Origin of the sequence: Streptomyces venezuelae (assembly GCF_008642275.1) — a bacterium.
Lineage (GTDB): Bacteria > Actinomycetota > Actinomycetes > Streptomycetales > Streptomycetaceae > Streptomyces > Streptomyces venezuelae_E.
Genome location: NZ_CP029189.1, coordinates 7,086,378 through 7,103,541, shown reverse-complemented (window position 1 = coordinate 7,103,541; position 17,164 = coordinate 7,086,378). Strand labels below are relative to the sequence as shown.

The 17,164-nt window shown below is 73.4% G+C and carries 14 protein-coding genes; 6 read left to right on the top strand and 8 right to left on the bottom strand.

The window, feature by feature from the left end:
- Positions 1–75: 75 nt before the first annotated feature.
- Positions 76–1,392 carry a GDSL-type esterase/lipase family protein gene (locus DEJ51_RS31510; RefSeq protein ID WP_150261028.1) on the top strand — a complete coding sequence of 439 codons (1,317 nt, stop codon included), beginning with the start codon at positions 76–78 and terminating at the stop codon, positions 1,390–1,392.
- Here the strand turns inward: DEJ51_RS31510 and DEJ51_RS31505 are convergent.
- Positions 1,302–2,354, bottom strand: coding sequence for a DUF2804 domain-containing protein (locus DEJ51_RS31505; protein ID WP_150261027.1), 1,053 nt, complete (start codon positions 2,352–2,354; stop codon positions 1,302–1,304). The genes DEJ51_RS31510 and DEJ51_RS31505 overlap by 91 nt on opposite strands.
- Positions 2,355–2,589: 235 nt before the next feature.
- Here DEJ51_RS31505 and DEJ51_RS31500 point away from each other — a divergent pair, with 235 nt between their 5' ends.
- The gene (locus DEJ51_RS31500; RefSeq protein WP_150261026.1) at positions 2,590–3,024 is read left to right on the top strand and encodes a hypothetical protein; all 435 of its coding nucleotides are present in this window, start codon (positions 2,590–2,592) and stop codon (positions 3,022–3,024) included.
- Between the two features lie 61 nt (positions 3,025–3,085).
- Here DEJ51_RS31500 and DEJ51_RS31495 read toward each other — a convergent pair whose 3' ends face one another.
- The 3 genes from DEJ51_RS31495 to DEJ51_RS31485 form a co-directional block, all read right to left on the bottom strand.
- Entirely contained in the window at positions 3,086–4,333 is a 1,248-nt protein-coding gene (locus DEJ51_RS31495; protein WP_150261025.1) for a cytochrome P450, read from the bottom strand.
- A gap of 414 nt (positions 4,334–4,747) precedes the next feature.
- On the bottom strand, positions 4,748–5,863 hold the full coding sequence (locus tag DEJ51_RS35665; RefSeq protein WP_190620796.1) for a hypothetical protein: 1,116 nt from the start codon (positions 5,861–5,863) through the stop codon (positions 4,748–4,750).
- 380 nt (positions 5,864–6,243) lie between these two features.
- Positions 6,244–6,897 (bottom strand): hypothetical protein, encoded by a 654-nt coding sequence (locus DEJ51_RS31485; RefSeq protein ID WP_150261024.1) that lies wholly within the window; start codon positions 6,895–6,897, stop codon positions 6,244–6,246.
- A gap of 253 nt (positions 6,898–7,150) precedes the next feature.
- Between DEJ51_RS31485 and DEJ51_RS31480 the strand changes: the two genes are divergently transcribed.
- A complete protein-coding gene (locus tag DEJ51_RS31480; protein WP_223836059.1) occupies positions 7,151–7,771 on the top strand; it encodes a TetR/AcrR family transcriptional regulator in 621 nt (206 codons plus the stop codon).
- 128 nt (positions 7,772–7,899) lie between these two features.
- On the opposite strand, the gene DEJ51_RS31475 is transcribed toward DEJ51_RS31480, so the two are convergent.
- On the bottom strand, positions 7,900–8,358 hold the full coding sequence (locus DEJ51_RS31475) for a hypothetical protein (protein ID WP_150261022.1): 459 nt from the start codon (positions 8,356–8,358) through the stop codon (positions 7,900–7,902).
- A 448-nt stretch (positions 8,359–8,806) separates the two neighbouring features.
- On the opposite strand from DEJ51_RS31475, the gene DEJ51_RS31470 reads away from it, so the two are divergent.
- A complete protein-coding gene (locus tag DEJ51_RS31470; RefSeq protein ID WP_150261021.1) occupies positions 8,807–10,315 on the top strand; it encodes an SDR family NAD(P)-dependent oxidoreductase in 1,509 nt (502 codons plus the stop codon).
- Between the two features lie 28 nt (positions 10,316–10,343).
- Here DEJ51_RS31470 and DEJ51_RS31465 read toward each other — a convergent pair whose 3' ends face one another.
- A complete protein-coding gene (locus DEJ51_RS31465) occupies positions 10,344–12,821 on the bottom strand; it encodes a SpoIIE family protein phosphatase (protein ID WP_150261020.1) in 2,478 nt (825 codons plus the stop codon).
- Between the two features lie 208 nt (positions 12,822–13,029).
- Positions 13,030–13,302 carry an SH3 domain-containing protein gene (locus DEJ51_RS31460; protein ID WP_150261019.1) on the bottom strand — a complete coding sequence of 91 codons (273 nt, stop codon included), beginning with the start codon at positions 13,300–13,302 and terminating at the stop codon, positions 13,030–13,032.
- A 353-nt stretch (positions 13,303–13,655) separates the two neighbouring features.
- Between DEJ51_RS31460 and DEJ51_RS31455 the strand changes: the two genes are divergently transcribed.
- A complete protein-coding gene (locus tag DEJ51_RS31455) occupies positions 13,656–14,264 on the top strand; it encodes a hypothetical protein (protein ID WP_150261018.1) in 609 nt (202 codons plus the stop codon).
- Between the two features lie 58 nt (positions 14,265–14,322).
- Complete coding sequence (locus DEJ51_RS31450; RefSeq protein ID WP_150261017.1) at positions 14,323–15,072, top strand: DUF1775 domain-containing protein; 750 nt, start codon at positions 14,323–14,325, stop codon at positions 15,070–15,072.
- Positions 15,073–15,130: 58 nt separating this feature from the next.
- Here DEJ51_RS31450 and DEJ51_RS31445 read toward each other — a convergent pair whose 3' ends face one another.
- Positions 15,131–17,050 carry a copper resistance CopC/CopD family protein gene (locus tag DEJ51_RS31445; RefSeq protein ID WP_150261016.1) on the bottom strand — a complete coding sequence of 640 codons (1,920 nt, stop codon included), beginning with the start codon at positions 17,048–17,050 and terminating at the stop codon, positions 15,131–15,133.
- Between the last annotated feature and the right edge of the window lie 114 nt (positions 17,051–17,164).

Sequence of the window (17,164 nt, the reverse complement as noted above, 5' to 3'; positions counted from 1 at the left end):
GCCGGCCCGGACCCCCACCCCGTACGCGCCCGAGTACGCGTACTCACCGACCACCCGGATCAGCAGGCTGAGGCAATGAGCACCGAACCGACCGAACAGACCGAACCGACGGAACAGGGCTGGATCACCACACCTGTCACCACACCCGTCACCGCGGACATGCTGCGCGGACACCTCGACGTGGAGAGGACCGCGCACGGCCTGCTGCCGCACCGGCTGCCGGCCCGGGCGCGGCGGCAGATCCCCGACGACCGGCTGGCGGTGGCGCAGGCCCAGCCCTCCGGCGTACGGCTGGTCTTCCGTACCCGGGCCACCGTCGTCGCACTCGACACGCTGCCCACCAAGCGGGTCTACCGCGGCTTCCCGCCCCCGGCGGACGGCGTGTACGACCTGCTCGTCGACGGCCGTCTCACCGCCCAGGCCACGGTGTCCGGCGGCAACGTCCGCACCGTCACCGACCTGGTCGGCCAGACCTCGGAGCTGACCCAGGGACCCCCGGGCACCGCCCTGTTCACCGGTCTCCCGGCGGGCGACAAGGACGTCGAGATCTGGCTGCCGCACACGGAGATCACCGAGCTGATCGCCCTGCGCACCGACGCCCCCGTGGAACCGGCGCGCGACAGCGGGCGCAAGGTGTGGCTGCACCACGGCAGTTCCATCAGCCACGGCTCCAACGCCGCACATCCGACCGCCATCTGGCCGGCCCTGGCTGCCGCCCGGGGCGGAGTGGAGCTGGTCAACCTGGGGTTCGGGGGCAGCGCGCTGCTGGACCCGTTCACCGCGCGTGCGGTGCGGGACACCCCCGCGGACCTGATCAGCCTCAAGATCGGCATCAATGTCGTCAACGGCGACACGATGCGCCTGCGGGCCTTCGTCCCCGCCGTCCACGGCTTCCTCGACACCATCCGGGAGGGCCGTCCGACGACACCGCTTCTCGTGGTCTCCCCCCTGCTGTGTCCCGTCCAGGAAGACACCCCCGGGCCCCTCGCGCCCGTCCTCGACGGCGGGACCCTGCGGTTCGAGGCCACGGGCGATCCGGCCGAACGCGCTGCCGGGCGGCTCACCCTCACCATCGTCCGTGACGCGCTCGCCGCGATCGTGGAACAGCGGGCGGCCGACGACCCGAACCTCCACTACCTCGACGGACGCCGGCTGTACGGCGAGAGCGACCACGCCGAGTTCCCGCTGCCGGACGCGATCCACCCGAGCCCCGAAGGGCACCGCCGTATCGCCGAGAACTTCGCGCGGCTCGCCTTCGCGGACGACGGCCCCTTCGCCGCCGGGACCTCCGGCGCGGCCGACTACCAGCGCATGCGGACGTCCTCGGCCCAGCCCAGCAGCCGGTCCACCGCGACCGGCTCGCCGTCGTCCGTGCGGATCGAGCCCGTGTAGTGGCCGAAGCACTGGTCCGTCCGGTTGGCGAGGAGACCGGCGCCGGTGCGGGTGGACCGGTTGTGGAAGGGGGTGAACACCAGGTCCACCTGGTCCGATCCCGGGGTGCGGATCGACCACGGCGCCAGGTGGTCGCCCCGGGACCACTGCCATTCCAGCTCCTGGCCGATCTTGCTGATCCGGCCGTCCACGCATACCGCGTTCTCCGTCGCTCCGGTGCCGCGCGTCCAGCGGCCGCCGAACTGCAGCCCGACGGTGCGGCCGTCCGTACGTCCGGAGGCGGCGCCCCAGTTCCACTCCACCGTGCGGGGCCACCGGCCGCGCCCGTGGTCGAGGGTGCCCCAGGCACCGTCGCCGAGGACCACCACGTCGTCGCCGATGCGCAGGGTGCCGGACGCGGGCCGGGCCGTGTGCTTGGACGTGTACTGGAAGCGGCGTTCGTCCCAGGGCACCACCACCGAGAGGGTCTCGTGCCCGTCGGGCATCCCGACGAGGAGGTCCGCCTCCACCGGCAGGCCCTGCGGGCTCAGGCAGCGCGCCCGCAGGCGGGTGCCGGATCCCTCGCCGCGGATCTCGATCCTTACCTGGCCCCCGGTCGGCCGCGGCGGTCCGACCACGAGGGGGCGGGACCCCGGATCCGGGGCTCCGGCAATGGTGTCGGGGAGGCGGACGCCGAATCCGCCCGGCACGAGCGCGGTGCGCTCGAACTCCCTGGTGACCGCCCCGTATGCGAGGACGTAGACGGAGTTCAGGGCCAGGTAGTCGAGGTCGCTCACGGTCAGGGCCACCACGTGCGTGGGCGTGGTCACGCACCAGTATTCCCACCGCTTCGTCCGCCCCCAGCCGGGAATCCGGCAGCGGTGCAGCGGTCGGCGCGACCAGCCGATCGCGGCCGGGGCGAGCCGTCCGTCGGCACGGCACAGGTCGACGGGCGCGACGATCTCACGTTCGTGCGTGGCCATGGCCGGACCCTATCGGGGAGCCCGTCGCCCACGGGGCGGACCACATCACCCTCCGCCGCGCCGCCCGCTCCCTCGGCCTCACCTTGAGGGACGTCCCCGCCCTCCGGGCGGTCCTCGCCGTGGACACGCCCTTGCTCCCGCTCACCTCCAGGGCGACGGCCGGGTCCGAGCCCCGTTTGACACGCCCTGGAGGGGTGGCAGGGTGGTACGTGGGGCCCACGATCGGAGGCTCCGCATGCTATCCGGACCGGCACGGCGTTCCGCCGCGCGGCAACTTCCCCTCCGGCTGACGGCCGGCACGTTCTTCCTGAACTCCGGGATCTCCAAGCTCGGTGCGGACGAGGCCACCGCCGAGAAGCTGCATCAGTTCGCCGCCACGACCTACCCGTTCCTGAAGAAGCAGGACGCCGCGAAATTCACCACGCTGCTCTCCGCCGGGGAGCTCGCCATCGCCGCCGCGCTGCTCGTACCGGTCGTCCCGGCCGCTGTCGCCGGCACTGCGCTGACCGCGTTCGCCGCCGGCACCCTCGGGCTCTACCTGCGTACGCCGGGGATGCGGGAGGAAGGCAGTCTGCGCCCGACCGAGCAGGGAATCGCGCTGGCCAAGGACGTCTTCCTGCTGGGCATCGGGGTCGCTCTCGTCGCCGAGGGCGTGGGCGAACACCGGTGACGTCATCCGCTTCTGCCCCCCGGGATCCCGGGGGGCAGAAGCGGATGCCGTGGGGCAGATGTCAGGGACGGATGCCGTCGCAGGCGATCGGCAGGTGGCGGGGGCCGCGGAGCACCGCGTTCTGACGGTACGGGGGCGGGTCCTCCAGCAGCCGCGGGTTCTCCAGTCTGCGGGCCAGCTCGCTGAGGGCCAGCTGGGCCTCCATCCGCGCCAGCGGGGCGCCGAAGCAGCTGTGGATGCCGCTGCCGAGACCGAGGTGCTGGATGTCCCCGCGGTCGGGGTCGAAGCGGTCCGGGTTCTCGAACCGCTTCGGGTCGCGGTTGCCGGAAGCCAGGATCAGCGAAACCGTGGCCCCCTTGGGGATGTTCACCCCGGCCATCTCGATGTCGTCGAGCGTGCTGCGCCGCGGCAGCATCTGCACGGGAGGTTCGTACCGCAGCAGTTCCTCGACGATCGGTACCGACAGCCGCGGGTCCTCGCGCAGCCGCTGGAGGACGTCCGGGTGGCGCAGCAGGGTCAGCATGCCGTTCGTGATCAGGTTGACGGTGGTCTCGTGGCCTGCGATCAGCAGCAGCGCGGCCGTGCTGATGGCCTCCAGCGTGCTCATCGACCCGTCCGCGTCCTCGGTGGCAGCCGCCAGCTGGGACAGCATGTCCTCGCCCGGGTCCTTGCGGCGCTCCTCGATCAGCCCGGCCAGGTACATGCCGAGTTCCATCTGCGCGTCGGCGGCGCCCTTCGGCTTCTCGCCGGGGTCGGCGTCGGGATCGGGGTCCAGGGCCGCGGCGATGGTGTCGGCCCAGCCGTGGAAGCGGGGCTCGTCCTCGTGCGGTACGCCCAGCAACCGGCAGATCACCGTCACCGGGAAGGGGTAGGAGAACTGGTCGACCAGGTCGATCCGGTCCGGGGAGCCCGCTTCGACGATGCCTTCGACGAGGCCCGAGACGATGTCGCCGAGCTCGCCGCGCATGTCGTGGACCTTGTGCGGCGAGTGCGGCGGTCCGAACGGCCGGTTCGTTATGCGGCGCAGCCGGTCGTGGTCCGGCGGGTCGAGCTTGAGGAACACCGGGGGCAGCGCCGAGTCCCCACCGTCCTCCTGCGTCAGCGGATCGCTGGACGGCAGCGTCAGGTTGCGGGGGTCGGAGCTGATGCGCGGATCGTGCAACAGGCTCTGTATCTCGTGGTACGTGCTGACGACGTACGGACCGTCCGCGTCGTGGAGCACCGGCGTTCTGCGCAGCTCCTCGTACAGCGGGTACGGGTCGGCACGGCTGGAGTAGTCGATGATCTGCCGGAGCATGGCCTGGCTCATGGTGTGTCCTCGTAGGCTCGCGGGACCGGCGGTTCCCCCAGCATGCACAAAGGCTCCGGGGGCCGCCTGCCGGACGGCAAAGCCGCAGGTCACCCGCTCGGTCACAAGCCGCAGGGCAGACGGCGGGCCGCCGCACGCGTCCGGACCCTCGACAGCGTGCCGGGCTCCGCGTTCCTCCGAACCCCGGCCGTCCTCGTGACAGCCGCCCTGTTACCGCCCCTCACCGCCGCGGTCCCGGCCCGGGCGGTGACCCTGCCCGCCGTGCCGATCCCCGGCGACCCGCGCGGAGCGGAGCTGTCCCCCTTCACCGGTCACGCCGTCGCGCCGCGACCGGTCGCCGTCCAGAAGAACGTCGGCACAGCACGGCCGGCGGAGGGCCCCGGGGGCTCCTCCGCCGGCCGTGTCCGCCGTGTGTCAGCCGGAGGTTCCGACGAACGTGGCGTAGACGGCGCCGTTCCCGCCGGCGTTGCCGTTGGAGATCACCGGGACGCTCGTGGCCGTGTCGGTGTTGGCCACCGCCCAACTGCCGCCACCGCCGCCACCGCCGCCGGTGATGGCCTCACCGCCACCGCCGCCTCCGCCGCCACCACCCCAGCCACCGCCGCCGCCACCGCCGCTGCCGTAGTTGGTGCCGTTGGTGCGCCACTCGCCCTCGCCGCCCTGCCCGGCGTTGCCGAGGAAGAGGGAGGAGTTGTTCGTCCAGCTCGCCCCGGCGTTGGGGCCGTTGCTCGTGTGGACCGGACCGCCCAGACCGCCGATGCCGTCGATACCGCTGGTACCGGACTTGTGGTCCACCCCGGAGCCGCCGCGGCCGCCGTCGCCGCCGTCACCGTTGCTGCCTCCGCTGCCGCCCGCGCCGGTGCGCGTCAGGCTGCCGGTGGTCGCCTTGCCGTCACCGCCCGCCGAGCCGCCCGAGATGATCTGCCCGGAGACCGCGGTGCCGCCGTTTCCTCCGGCGCCCCCGTTCCCGTTGGCGTTGCCCTGGCCGCCGCCACCGCCGCCGCCGGCGTCGACGAGCAGCGTGGTCGCGGTGCAGGTGCCGTAGCCGGCGATGCACGGGTTCTGCGTCGTCAGGTCCACGCCGGAGACCAGGGTCGAGGCTCCGCCGCGTCCGCCGGCGGAGGTCGCGCCCAGCTGACCGACGTAGTAGTGGAGCGTCTGGCCGAACGCGGTCTGGAAGCTGGCGACCGAGGTCACGGTCTGTGCCTTGCCGCCGTAGCCGCCGTCGCCGCCGCGGTAGAGGCCTCCACCGTTGCTGCCGTACCGCCCGGCACCGCCGTAGGCGGTGATGACCATGGGGGTGGTCGTGGACAGCGCCGTCTGGGTCGCCGCCTGCGCGGCCGCCAGCAGAGCCGTGGTGTCGTACGAGGACGCACCGTCCGGCAGCAGGCAGGACACCACACCGGTCTGGATCTCGCCGCAGTCGACGTCGGTGGTCGTGGCCGAGGCGGTCGGTGCGGAGAGTGCCAGGACGGAGACCAGGCATGCGCCGGCCCCCACAACCTTGGCGACCCTTGCCGATCTGAGCATGGAATTCCCTTCAGGGGCGGGCGGATGGGCCCGGAGTGCGGTCAGGGAGCGCATTGCGCGACGGCCGCCACGGCGGCGGTGAGCACGACGAACACCCCGCAGACCTGGGGGATCCGCCGGCCGTGCGGCGACCCCGGACGGCCGCGCCGAAGGAGGTCAGAGCGCATCAAAGAGCTTCTGCTTTCCAGGGGAGGAGGGGAGAGGTCGCGGCATCGATACCCTCGGAGGGGTCGTCCGCGTCGGTTCCACTGCCTTTTGAGTGACTGTCATACGACGCCCGGCCTAAGACGGTGCAGGAGCGTTCGGCGGCGCCGCACGCCGTTCGCGCACGGGCCGGGGAACACCGCCGACCGCCGTTCGGGGTGCGCCGCCGTACCGGGTCAGTCCCCGGGGGTCTTCTCCGGCGCGTCCTCACGTGCGGTCTCGGGCGCCTCCGCCGGCATGTCCAGCGGTGCGTCCTCACGGGGCTTGGTGCCCGGGTCCCCGTCGGGGCCCTGACCGTACTCCCGGCCCGGCTCCCGGCCGGGCTTGTCGGCCGGGACGTGACCGGGCCTGTGGTGCTCGCCGAACTCGGCCGCGACCACCCGGAAGGGGATCGACTGCCACAGCTGGGAGCCGTGCCCGGCGAGTTCCAGGCGGTACTCGCCCCGGAGGTGGTGGTAACGGCCGTGCCGCCCGGGGACCCTGACCGTGCCGGAGACCTCTCCGTCGCCGTTCGCGAGGAGGATGGCGAGGGTGACGATGCGCCTGCCCGCGCGCGGGTCGCCGTCCCCGTCGAACCCTCCCAGGGCGCGCGTCTCGTCCGCCCGGCCTTCGGGGATCAGCCGTACGTACACCTCCTCGTTCGGCCAGTAGCGGCTGGCGGCCACGGTGAAGCTCTCACCGTGTGCCACCGTGCTGCGGTCGACGACGATGGTGGAGAACGGGGTCGGGTTGACCACGGCCGGCGGCGCTGCCGACGCCACGGCCGGGCCCGCGCTCAGTACTGCGGCGCCGGCCGCCAGGGCGACGAGCCATCGTGGGCTTCTGGGCATGGTGGGGAGGTCTCCTTCGAGAGCGGAGGGACGCCGGCCCGTTCCTCGAACACCGGCCCGCGATGCGTAGACACGTACGCCCCGGACGAAACGGGCGCGCCACACCGCTCCCCGGGACGGTCGCGCGCCGCCACCCGTACGGTCGGCATCCCGAGGGTGCGGACGGGCTCCGGGCGGGCGTCCCCGCGGCGCCGGGGGGAGTTGCGCCGGTCCGTTTGCGACAATGGCAGCCAGCGAAGTGGGGAGGGGCGCCGTGAACCAGCCGGCCCGACGACCGCGGTCCGGGGAACGCGCCACGGACGGCCGTGCCGAGCGGGGCCGCCAGTCCCGGGTGAAGATCGCCGAAGCGGTGTTGTCCCTGCTAGACGACGGGGAGTCCACCTTCCCCGCCGATCGGGTGGCCGAACGCGCGGGCGTGTCCCGGCGCCTGGTGTTCCATCACTTCGCCGACATGTCCGAGCTGGTGGAGACGGCCATCACCCGTCGGCTGGAGCAGCTGATCGAGCAGATCAGGCCGCTTCCCACCACCGGTCCGCGGGACACCCGGGTGGCCGCCCTCACCGAACAGCGGGCCCGGATCCTGGAGTGGATCACCCCGGCCCAGCTGACCCTGATGCGCCTGGAAGCCCCTGGAGGCCGCGTCGCCGAGGTCACCCGGGAGGTGCTGGACCTCGCCAGGGCGCGCCTCGCCGAGATCTTCGCGGAGGAACTCGAACGTCTGCCCACCGCACGCAGGGCCGAAGTCCTCTACGGACTGGACGCGGTGACGACCTGGGGCGCCTGGTACCACTGGCGCAGCAGTGGCCTGAGCGCCGAAGCAGCGGCCGCCACGATGGGGACGGCGGTACACGCCCTGCTCGCCACCGCGGACTGAGGCCACGAGGTCACGAGGTCTCCCTCGGTAACGGCGTGTCGTCGGCCGGTACGCAGCCGATCCCCGCCCTGCGGGCGGGGATCGGGCACCGGCAGGCAGGCGGCGCGGGGAGCGCGGCCGGGCCGACGTCAGGCGCGCGCGGGACGCGCTGCCCGGCCCCTGGCGCCGCGCGACAGCCGGCCGTGCAGCACGGGGCCGCCGGCAGCCACGAGGACGAACAGGAACCCCGCGGTGATCAGAGCCGGATCCGGGAACCACAGGCCCACGAGCTGGTCGACGAGCAGGGCCACGGCCACGAGCAGCACCTTGGCCGCCACCAGGCCGAAGAACAGGCCGCGGTCGACCGGGGTCCGCCCGGCGCGGGCGAGGCGGGGGCCGACGAGGCGTGCGGCGACGCTGACACAGAGCACCACCGCGAGGACGCGCAGTGCGTGTTCCCACGCGGGCATGTCCCCGCCGAGGGCCCAGACGCCGCCCACGGCCGCGCCCGCGGCGGCGTAGGCGAGCGTGCGCGCGGGCCGGGCCGACCTCGTACGCGTCCCCGCTCGGCTCGGCCGGGAACACACCAGGGCGCTGTAGACGGACATGTCTCGCCTTCCTTTACAGAGGGCATGTTGTGGCTACAAATACGACCAAAACAACTTGCACTCCGAGTGTCATCTCTTTGGGTGCGAATCGTCAAGGCCCGGCGTCGGCGACGCGGCCGGACCGAACACGACCGGTCCCTCGGCGTCCGGGACGGCGGGACGTGTGCGGGTACCGCCGAAGCCTTCTCGCTGGCGGCGTCCCGCTGACCGCCCTCGCACGGCAGGAGGCGTCCCGGCGCTCGTCGCGCCCCGCCTCCCGCAGGGCGGAAAAGGCACCTGCCCTTTCCGGCCTACGGCCTATTCTGATCATCACTCCGGGCGCCACACGCCGTCCCGTCCCACGGGCGTCCGGCTGCCCTTCACCCTGCGTGGCCCGGTCGTCCACGTGCGGGGAACGCCATCAGGCGGGGGCGAGACCCGCGAACGACCTATGACTCCCGAGGCACCCATGGACAGTGAGCACATACAGACCTGCGTGGGCCTGATCGACCAGGCCCGGCGGCTACCCGTGGACGATGCTCAGCGCCTCCTGCTGGAACGCGCTGCCGGTCAACTCGTCCGTGACGGCCGGCTCCGGCGCCGTGCCGAGCGGCGCGCGGAACGGGCGGCGGCCGACGCGAAGGTGCTCGCCGCCACGGCCACGGGCGCACGCGACCGTGTCATGGACGCCGCTCTGCCCACCCCGGCCCCGATCGAACGGGGGCTGGCGGTCCGCGAACACGCTCCGATCGGCCCCGGTCCTGCTGCGGCGCGCCCGCTGACGGACCGTACGCCGGACGGTGCCGAGTGGCCCCGGCTGCTGAACCGCCCGCAACGCTGCTACGTCTGCAAGACGCACTACCGGCAGGTCCACGACTTCTACCACCTGCTGTGTCCGGCGTGCGCCGACGAGAACCTCCGCCACCGCACGGCCCGCGCCGACCTCACGGGCCGGCGGGCGCTGCTGACCGGCGGGCGCGTCAAGATCGGCCACCAGGTCGCGCTGATGCTCCTGCGGGACGGCGCCGAGCTCACCGTGACCAGCCGCTTCCCCCAGGACACGGTGCGCCGGTTCGCGGCGGCCCCGGATGCCGCGGACTGGTGGCACCGGCTGCGGATCGCCGCCCTGGACCTGCGCGACCCCCGGCAGGTCCTCGCCTTCACGGACCACGTGCTCGCGCAGGGACTGCCCCTGGACGTCCTGATCAACAACGCGGCGCAGACGCTGCGCCGTTCCCCGCAGGCGTACGCCGCGCTGGCCGCCGCCGAACCGGCGCCGGCCCCCGTGTCGCTCCCGGCGCCACCGATCTGGACCGCTCCCGGATTCGCCGTACCCGGCCCGCTCACCACGCCCCTGCCGTGGACGGCGGAGCTCGCCCCCCGCGTCCGGGCGCCCTACGCCCTGGCCGGTACGACGCACACCGCCGACACCGCGGTGGCCACCACGCTGCCGCCGGAGGCCGTCGACGAGGCGGGGCTGCTGCCCGAGACCGCCGCGGCCAACTCCTGGACGCTGCGGCTGGGCCAGATCGACCCGGCCGAACTCCTGGAAGTCCAGCTGGTCAACGCCGTCGCCCCGTTCCTGCTCGCCGACCGCCTGCTGCCCCTCCTCGACGCCTCCCCGCACCCCCACCGCTACCTCGTCAACGTCTCGGCGGTCGAGGGCCAGTTCACCGTGCGCGACAAGGCCGCCAACCATCCGCACACCAACATGGCCAAAGCCGCCCTGAACATGCTCACCCGCACCAGTGCCGCCGAACTGGCCACTCGCGGCATCCACACCTGCAGCGTCGACACCGGCTGGGTCACCGACGAGAAGCCCCTCCCGGCCCGGGAACGGCGCGCCGCCACCGGCTGGCGACCGCCGCTGGACGTGGTCGACGGCGCCGCCCGCGTCTACCACCCCATCGTGCAGGGGCAGGCCGGTACCCCCGTCCACGGCGTCCTCCTGAAGGACTACCGGCAGGTCCCCTGGTGATCCGCCGGCAGGATCCGGAAGGGACGGCCTAGCGAAGAGCGAGGCCGGCCGCGGCCGTGGAGCGTCCCTCCGCGGCCGCGGCGAGCGAGAACTCCGTCCACACGGTCTTGCCGTCCCGGGTGTAGCGGGTGCCCCATCGTTCGGTGAACTGGGCCACCAGGAAGAGACCGCGCCCGCCCTCGTCGGTGGTGCGCGCCCGCCGCAGGTGTGGAGCGGTGCTGCTGCGGTCGGAGACCTCGCAGATCAGGCTGCGGTCCCGGATGAACCGCAGGGTCAGCGGCGTGCCGCCGCCGTACCGGTAGGCGTTGGTGACCAGTTCACTGACGACGAGTTCGGCGGTGAAGGCCAGCTCCTCCAGGCCCCACCCGGTCAGCGTGGTCTCCGTCAGGTGCCGTGCCCGGGCGGCTGCGGTCGGCTCCGCCGGCAGTTCCCAGGAGGCGACCCGCTCCGGTGCCAGCACGCGGGTGCGGGCGAGGAGCAGCGCGACGTCGTCCGGCGGGTGATCCGGGAGCAGGGCGTCCTGCACCGCCGTGCAGGTCTCCTGCAACGAGCGGCCGGGCCGGGACAGGGCCTCCCGCAGCCGCGCGAGTCCCTCGTCGAGGTCGAGGCCACGGGCCTCGACCAGGCCGTCCGTGTACAGCACCAGCAGGCTCCCCTCGGCGAGTTCCAGTTCCGCGGACTCGAAGGGGAGTCCGCCCAGACCCAGCGGCGGCCCCTCGGGAAGGTCGGGCAGGCTCACCGTGCCGTCGGAGGTCGCCACGGCGGGGGGCAGGTGGCCCGCCCGGGCCAGGGTGCAGCGCCGGGAGGTGGGATCGTAGACCGCGTAGAGGCACGTCGCGCCGACGATCTGGCGGCCGGGCGCGCTTCCGTCGGCGGGCTCCTGCTCGTCCGCGAGGCGGTCGACCAGGTCGTCCAGGTGGGAGAGGACCTCGTCCGGCGCGTAGTCGAGGCTGGCCAGGGTGTGTACGGCCGTCCGCAGGCGGCCCATGGTGGCCGCGGCGTGCAGACCGTGGCCGACGACATCGCCGACGACGAGGGCGACGCGCGCTCCGGACAGGGGGATGACGTCGAACCAGTCGCCGCCGACGCCGGTGGCCGGGTCGGCCGGCAGATAGCGGTGCGCGACCTCGACCGCACTGTATTCGGGCAGCGTCTGCGGCAGCAGGCTGCGCTGCAGGGTCAGCGCGGCCTGGTGCTGCTGGGTGTAGCGGCGGGCGTTGTCAATGCACAGGGCGGCCCGCGCGGCGAACTCCTCCGCGAGCGTGAGGTCGTCCTCCTCGAAGGGCTCGGGCCGCTCGGCCCGCCACAGGCTGAGCAGGCCGAGGAGCAGACCGCGGGCCGTCAGCGGTACGACGATCAGCGAGTGGGCGTCCAGGTCGAGCGCGCGCCGTCTGCGCTCCGCGTCCCGGAAGTACCAGCCGGGGCTGCTCCGGAGCACCGGTTCGAGGATGGACCGCTGTTCGGCGAGGCACCTGGCGTGCGGGGTACGGGGGTCGAAGCGGAAGACCTCTCCGGCGGAGTGCATCACCTGCAGCGCCTCCGCGACGACCGAGTTGACGGCCATCCTGCGGACCTGTCCGCCGTCCTCCCCGGCGGTCTCGTCGCCGCGGGCCACCGACTCCAGCAGATCCACCGAGACGGCGTCCGCGAGGTCGGGGACGGCGACGTCGGCCAGTTCCCGGGTGGTCTGGCCGAGGTCCAGCGTGGTGCCGATACGGGCGCTGGCCCGGTTCAGCAGGGCGAGCCGCCGCCTGGCCCGGTAGCGGTCGGTGACGTCCTCCACCAGTTGGGTGACCCCGAGGATCCCGCCGGAGGGGTCCTGCATCCGGAACGCCGACACCGACACGACCCGCTCGTGGTCGGGGTCGCTCCTCAGCCGGCAGGGCTGCTCGGTGAAGATCAGGGGGGCGCCCGTCTCCAGTACGCGTCGCAGCCGGGTCTCGATGGTCTCCACGTCCGGTCCGATGAGGAAGTCGCCGATGCGCAGGCCCCGGATCTCCGCGGCGGGAAGCTGCGTGAACCGGGCCAGTGCCCGGTTGATCCGCAGGATGCTCAGATCGGGGGCGTGGACGGACAGACCGATCGGGGAGCGCCGGAACAGGCCGTCCAGGACCGACCGGTCCGTCTCCCACCGGAGCACCTCCTGCGCGGGGGCGACGACGAGGAACCATTCGCGGGACGGGCCGGCGCGGATGACGGCACGGGCGCGGAACGCCAGCTCCACCCGTCGCCCGCTGCGGTGCAGGACGGGCAGGACGCCGGACCAGGCCCGGTCGCGCTCGGACGCGGCCACCGCGTCGAGGACCGCCTCACGATCACGGGAGTCGCACAGGAACTCGATCGCCCTGCGGCCCAGCACCTCGCCGGGCGGATAGCCCAGGTGTTCCTGTGCGCGCTCGCTCCAGCCGACGACCCTGCCGTGTTCGTCCAGTACCGCCGAGGCCGAGTTGTGCAGCGCGAACGGGTCCTCGGGCACCTCGCCCGTTCCCGGCGCCGGTGCGTCCATCGCTGCCACCTTTCGACCTGCCGAACGGACCGCACAGCGGGCATTGCCACGATGACTACCCGGAGTGACCGGAGACCACGGGTCGGGCAGTCGGCATACCTTCAGTATCGCCGCGCCACCGCACGTCGGCAGAGGGTCGCCCCGGCCCGTCCGGGGACAGCCACCGGCTGTCCCCGGGCAGCCTGGGGGCGTGGGGGCCGGCCCGCCGTCAGCCCTGGGGGGCGGCCGGCTGGGCGTCCTTGGACAGCGGCACCTCTCCGGTGTTGTCGACGTGCCGGGCGGCGACCCACACGGCCTGGTCGCGCAGCAGGTACCAGACGCTGTTCCCGTCGACGGTCTGCGCGTGCACCTTGCTGTGCAGACCGATCTGGGCGCCCTGGCTCAGGTTGCCGACGAGGGAGGAATCGGTACTCGGATACCTCCGCAGGTTCACACCGCTGCTGCTGACGACCGTACCGAACGGCTGGGCTGGACTGGGCATCGTGACCTCCGTGGGAAACGCCTGGGCGGCGGGACGTGGTCCGCTGTGCGGACGGGTCGTCTGCACGCTAGGGCCGATGCCCGCCGGGGTGCCGGAGGCGTGCGGGGGCGTCACCACGACTGGCGGCAGCGCGTCATTCCGATGGTTGCGTCCCCCGCGGGCAGCCCCTCGGCGGACGGCTCCCCCGGCCGGCCCGCTCACACACCGGTCCGAAAAACTGTTTCACAATTGACAGTTGTGGGATCGCCTCGACAGGGGCGACGGATGATGAGCCCGACATGGCCGGAACCCGTGCGGGAATGCGCTCGTGTCCGCGGCCCGCGAGGCGGAGCGGACGGTGGCTGCGGGCTGCCGTGTTCACTCTGCTCGGCTCGGGGCCGGCCGTCGTAGGCCATCACCTGGCCACGGAGGACCCGGTTTCCTGGCGGCGGGCGACGGCCGGGGCGCTGGCCGTCTTCGCCCTCGCGTGGCCGGCGGCCCGTCCGGCCCTGCCCGCACGGCACGTTCTCGCGGCGACCGGGCTCGCCCAGCTCCTGCTGCACGGGGCTCTGTCCGTGCAGTGGCGTGTACGCCACGGGCACGCCGAGGCGCACCACGGTGTGCTGCCGGGGGCCGGTCACGGCCCCCACCACGCGCAGTGGACCGTGACGGCGGCCCATTGCCTGGTGGCGTGGGGGCTGGCTCTGCTCATGTACCGGGCGGACGAGGTGCTGAGCCGCCTGCCGCAGACCCTCGGCCGATGGGCCCGCACCGCGGTCGGGGTTGCCGCAGCGGCCCTCGGCGCGAGCCGCCGTACCGGGCTCCGGCCCGGTCCGCGGGCCGTACCCGTGGCGCCCGGCGGCCCCGCTCCACGACCGACGGTGACGGCGATGCTCTGTCATGCCGTGGTGCGCCGGGGGCCTCCCGCCCGGGGTGCAGGAGACGTCTCCCTGATCCTGGCGGGCTCTTCACCTGCAGGGTGAGTCCCGTTCCGCGTACCGAGAGGGTCCTTCCTTCATGCACACGAACACGAACACGAACATGAGCACGAACAGGTCGCGCATCCGCCTCCCGCTCTCCAGGCCGGTGTTCACGGCCGCCGCCGCCCTCGTGGTCCTGGGCCTGGCCGCCGGGCCGGCCGTCGCGCACGCCGGGGTCACCGCCTCCGACCCGCGCGCGCTCGCCGAGAACGTCACCCTGTCCTTCACATCCGAGGCGGAGTCGGACACCGCGGGCATCGCGGAGCTGAGGGTGGTCCTCCCCCAGGGCATCGCTCCGGACGCCGTGGCACTCAAGGACGCTCCCGAGGAGTGGAAGCTGACGGCCACACCGGACGGTTACGCGATCGGTGGCCCCGCTCTGGCCACCGGCACCGATGCCGAATACAGCATCACCGTGCGCCAGCTGCCCGACGCGAAGTCCCTGGCGTTCAAGACCCTGGAGACCTACGGCGACGGCAAGGTCTCCCGCTGGATCGAAGTGCCCGCAGGCGGCGAGAAGGTCGACAACCCGGCTCCCGTGCTGGAGCTGAAGGCGGCGGCTCCCGGGGCCCGGGCGATCGCCCCGAGCCCGTCACCGTCTCCGACGCCGAGCACCGCCCCGTCCGTCCAGCCGTCCGCGGCGCCGTCCGGTCCTGTCGCGCCCGCCGGCGCGCGGGCGACCGGCGAGGAGGAGGCGGGCGGACAGGAGACGGGCAACACCACCGGCCTGGCCGTCGGCGCAGGAGCCACCGCGCTCCTGCTCGCCGCCGCCGGATTCTGGTGGGTACGCCGCAACCGCGGCGGAGCCTGACCGGCCCCTCGGGGGCCGGCCGCGGCTCACGCCGTGTGCCGGCCCCGGCCCGCCGCGGCTACGTGATGCGGACGCTCTCGCGCACGGTGACCTGATCGATGTCGGTGGTGCGCACGGTGACGTTCAGGGTCCAGACACCGGGCATGGGCAGCCGCAGGTCGTACGTGGCCCAGTACCCCTTCTGGTCCTTGAGGTCGGCGTCCAGCGGGCCGATGCCGAGGTCGTTCTGCGTGAGGGTGAGGCGGAGTTCGGGGACGGTGGCGAGTCCGCCGTCCGCGGTGTACACGACGGCCTCGACGGTGTTCTCCCCGACGCGCCCCGGATCCAGCGTGATCTGCACCGTGCCGCGCCCCTTGGCCGTTCCCATGTCGAACGGGATCGTCACCACCTTCACCTGCAGCTGCGGCGCGGCCGCCGTCGGGGCCGGACCGGCGGCACGGCTGGGCTGGGTTCCGGTGAGCAGGGTCGTGATCGCCAGGACCACGACACCGAGTACGGCCTCGACGGCCACGGTGCGGCGCAGGCCTCGCCGGTATCCGTCGGCCCCGGAGACGGGCGGCTCGGCGCCCTCCCCCGGCTCACCCCCGCCGGGCACACCGGACGTGCCGCCGTGGTCGGTCGCCTCCGGGGCAGGCTCCGCGCCGGCCGTCTGAACGGCCATCACCGGCACGGGTACGGGTACGGGCTCGGGTACCGTCACCGGTTCCACGGCGGGCGGCGCCTCGTGAAGGAGGCGGGCCGTCCAGCGGCGGGAGAAGAAGGCCACGCACAGCACGAGGACCACCGCGGCGATCTTCACGGCGAGGATCCTGCCGTACGACGTGCTGGACAGCGCCTCCCACGAGCCGGCCTGCCGCCAGGACTGGTACATCCCCGTGCCGGCCAGAACGGCGACGGCGGTGAAGGCCAGGGAGGAGAAGCGGCCGATCGCGGACGCCGGGAGGGCACGGCTGCCGGAACCACGACGCCGCAGGAGGACGAGCAGGGTGATCAGGCCGCCCAGCCAGACCCCCATGGCCAGCAGGTGCAGCACGGAGACCGGAATGGCCAGCGGCACCTGGATGCCGGCGGAGGCGTGTTCCGCGGAAGCCCAGGTGAAGGCCAGGGCCAGGGCGAGAACCGCCCCGCCCGCGCGGACCCGGGCACCGAGGTCAGGCAGCGGCGATCCGTCGTCGCGGTGGTCGGATCGTACGGCCAGCCGCCGCAGCGCCACCGCGGCGGCCGCGAGCAGCACGAGCCGGGCGATCAGCGCGATCCCGGACCTCCCGGTGACGGTTCGGCCCAGCCGGGACGGATCGAACGCCGAGGTCAGCGCGCCGGCCGTCTCGTACGGGCCGCGCAGCAGCAACAGGGCCACGGTGGACACCGCCAGTGCCGCCCAGCCCACTGCCAGCAGGCGGCGTACCGGACGAAGGGCGCCTGCGGAGGGCCAGCACACGAGGACGAAGGCGGCGGCTCCGACCAGAAGGGCGAGGCCGCTGTAGGCGACGTAGCGGAAGAAGCCGTACAGGCGTCCGGCCGCCGTGTCGTCGGAGGAGCCGGTCGCCACCACGGCGGCGGTGTCGGACGGCTTGCCGATCGAGAAGACGAACGCTCCCGCGATCGGGTGGCCGTCGGCGGAGACGACCCGCCAGGCCACCGTGTAGGTGCCTTCGGGGAGTTCGCCGGACAGCTCGACCCGCGCCGTGTTGTCCTTGCCGTCCGCGTACTGTGCCGGACGCGGGTTCGCACGCTCGTTCTGCGGGGTCAGCACTCTCAGCGAGTCCTCGGAGAAGCTGACCGACTCCGTGAAGGTGAGCGTGACCTGCTTCGGAGCCGTCTTGAGGACGGTGCCGTCCGCGGGATCGGAACCGCTGAGGCCGGCGTGCGCGAAGGCCGGGCCCGCCCCGCCGAGGATCAGGGCGAGCAGGACGAGCAGGGCGGCGACCCGCGCCAGGACCGTCGGTGACGTCCTCGCGGTCGGTGATCCGGTGTGCATGGACGGTCAGTCTCCGAAGGGGCGGTCGGCGGTACCACCGCCGCCCCGGCCCCGGTGGTACGGACAGCGGTCTGACGGCAGGACGCGCCGGGGCGGGTGCGAGGGGACGGACTC

Bases quoted from the DNA above. Each gene is read 5' to 3' on its own strand.
- DEJ51_RS31450 (WP_150261017.1), top strand. From the start codon at position 14,323: ATGAGCACGAACAGGTCGCGCATCCGCCTCCCGCTCTCCAGGCCGGTG.
- DEJ51_RS31485 (WP_150261024.1), bottom strand. From the start codon at position 6,897: ATGCCCAGAAGCCCACGATGGCTCGTCGCCCTGGCGGCCGGCGCCGCA.
- DEJ51_RS31465 (WP_150261020.1), bottom strand. From the start codon at position 12,821: ATGGACGCACCGGCGCCGGGAACGGGCGAGGTGCCCGAGGACCCGTTC.
- DEJ51_RS31495 (WP_150261025.1), bottom strand. From the start codon at position 4,333: ATGAGCCAGGCCATGCTCCGGCAGATCATCGACTACTCCAGCCGTGCC.
- DEJ51_RS31500 (WP_150261026.1), top strand. From the start codon at position 2,590: ATGCTATCCGGACCGGCACGGCGTTCCGCCGCGCGGCAACTTCCCCTC.
- DEJ51_RS31475 (WP_150261022.1), bottom strand. From the start codon at position 8,358: ATGTCCGTCTACAGCGCCCTGGTGTGTTCCCGGCCGAGCCGAGCGGGG.
- DEJ51_RS35665 (WP_190620796.1), bottom strand. From the start codon at position 5,863: ATGCTCAGATCGGCAAGGGTCGCCAAGGTTGTGGGGGCCGGCGCATGC.
- DEJ51_RS31445 (WP_150261016.1), bottom strand. From the start codon at position 17,050: ATGCACACCGGATCACCGACCGCGAGGACGTCACCGACGGTCCTGGCG.
- DEJ51_RS31470 (WP_150261021.1), top strand. From the start codon at position 8,807: ATGGACAGTGAGCACATACAGACCTGCGTGGGCCTGATCGACCAGGCC.
- DEJ51_RS31460 (WP_150261019.1), bottom strand. From the start codon at position 13,302: ATGCCCAGTCCAGCCCAGCCGTTCGGTACGGTCGTCAGCAGCAGCGGT.
- DEJ51_RS31510 (WP_150261028.1), top strand. From the start codon at position 76: ATGAGCACCGAACCGACCGAACAGACCGAACCGACGGAACAGGGCTGG.
- DEJ51_RS31505 (WP_150261027.1), bottom strand. From the start codon at position 2,354: ATGGCCACGCACGAACGTGAGATCGTCGCGCCCGTCGACCTGTGCCGT.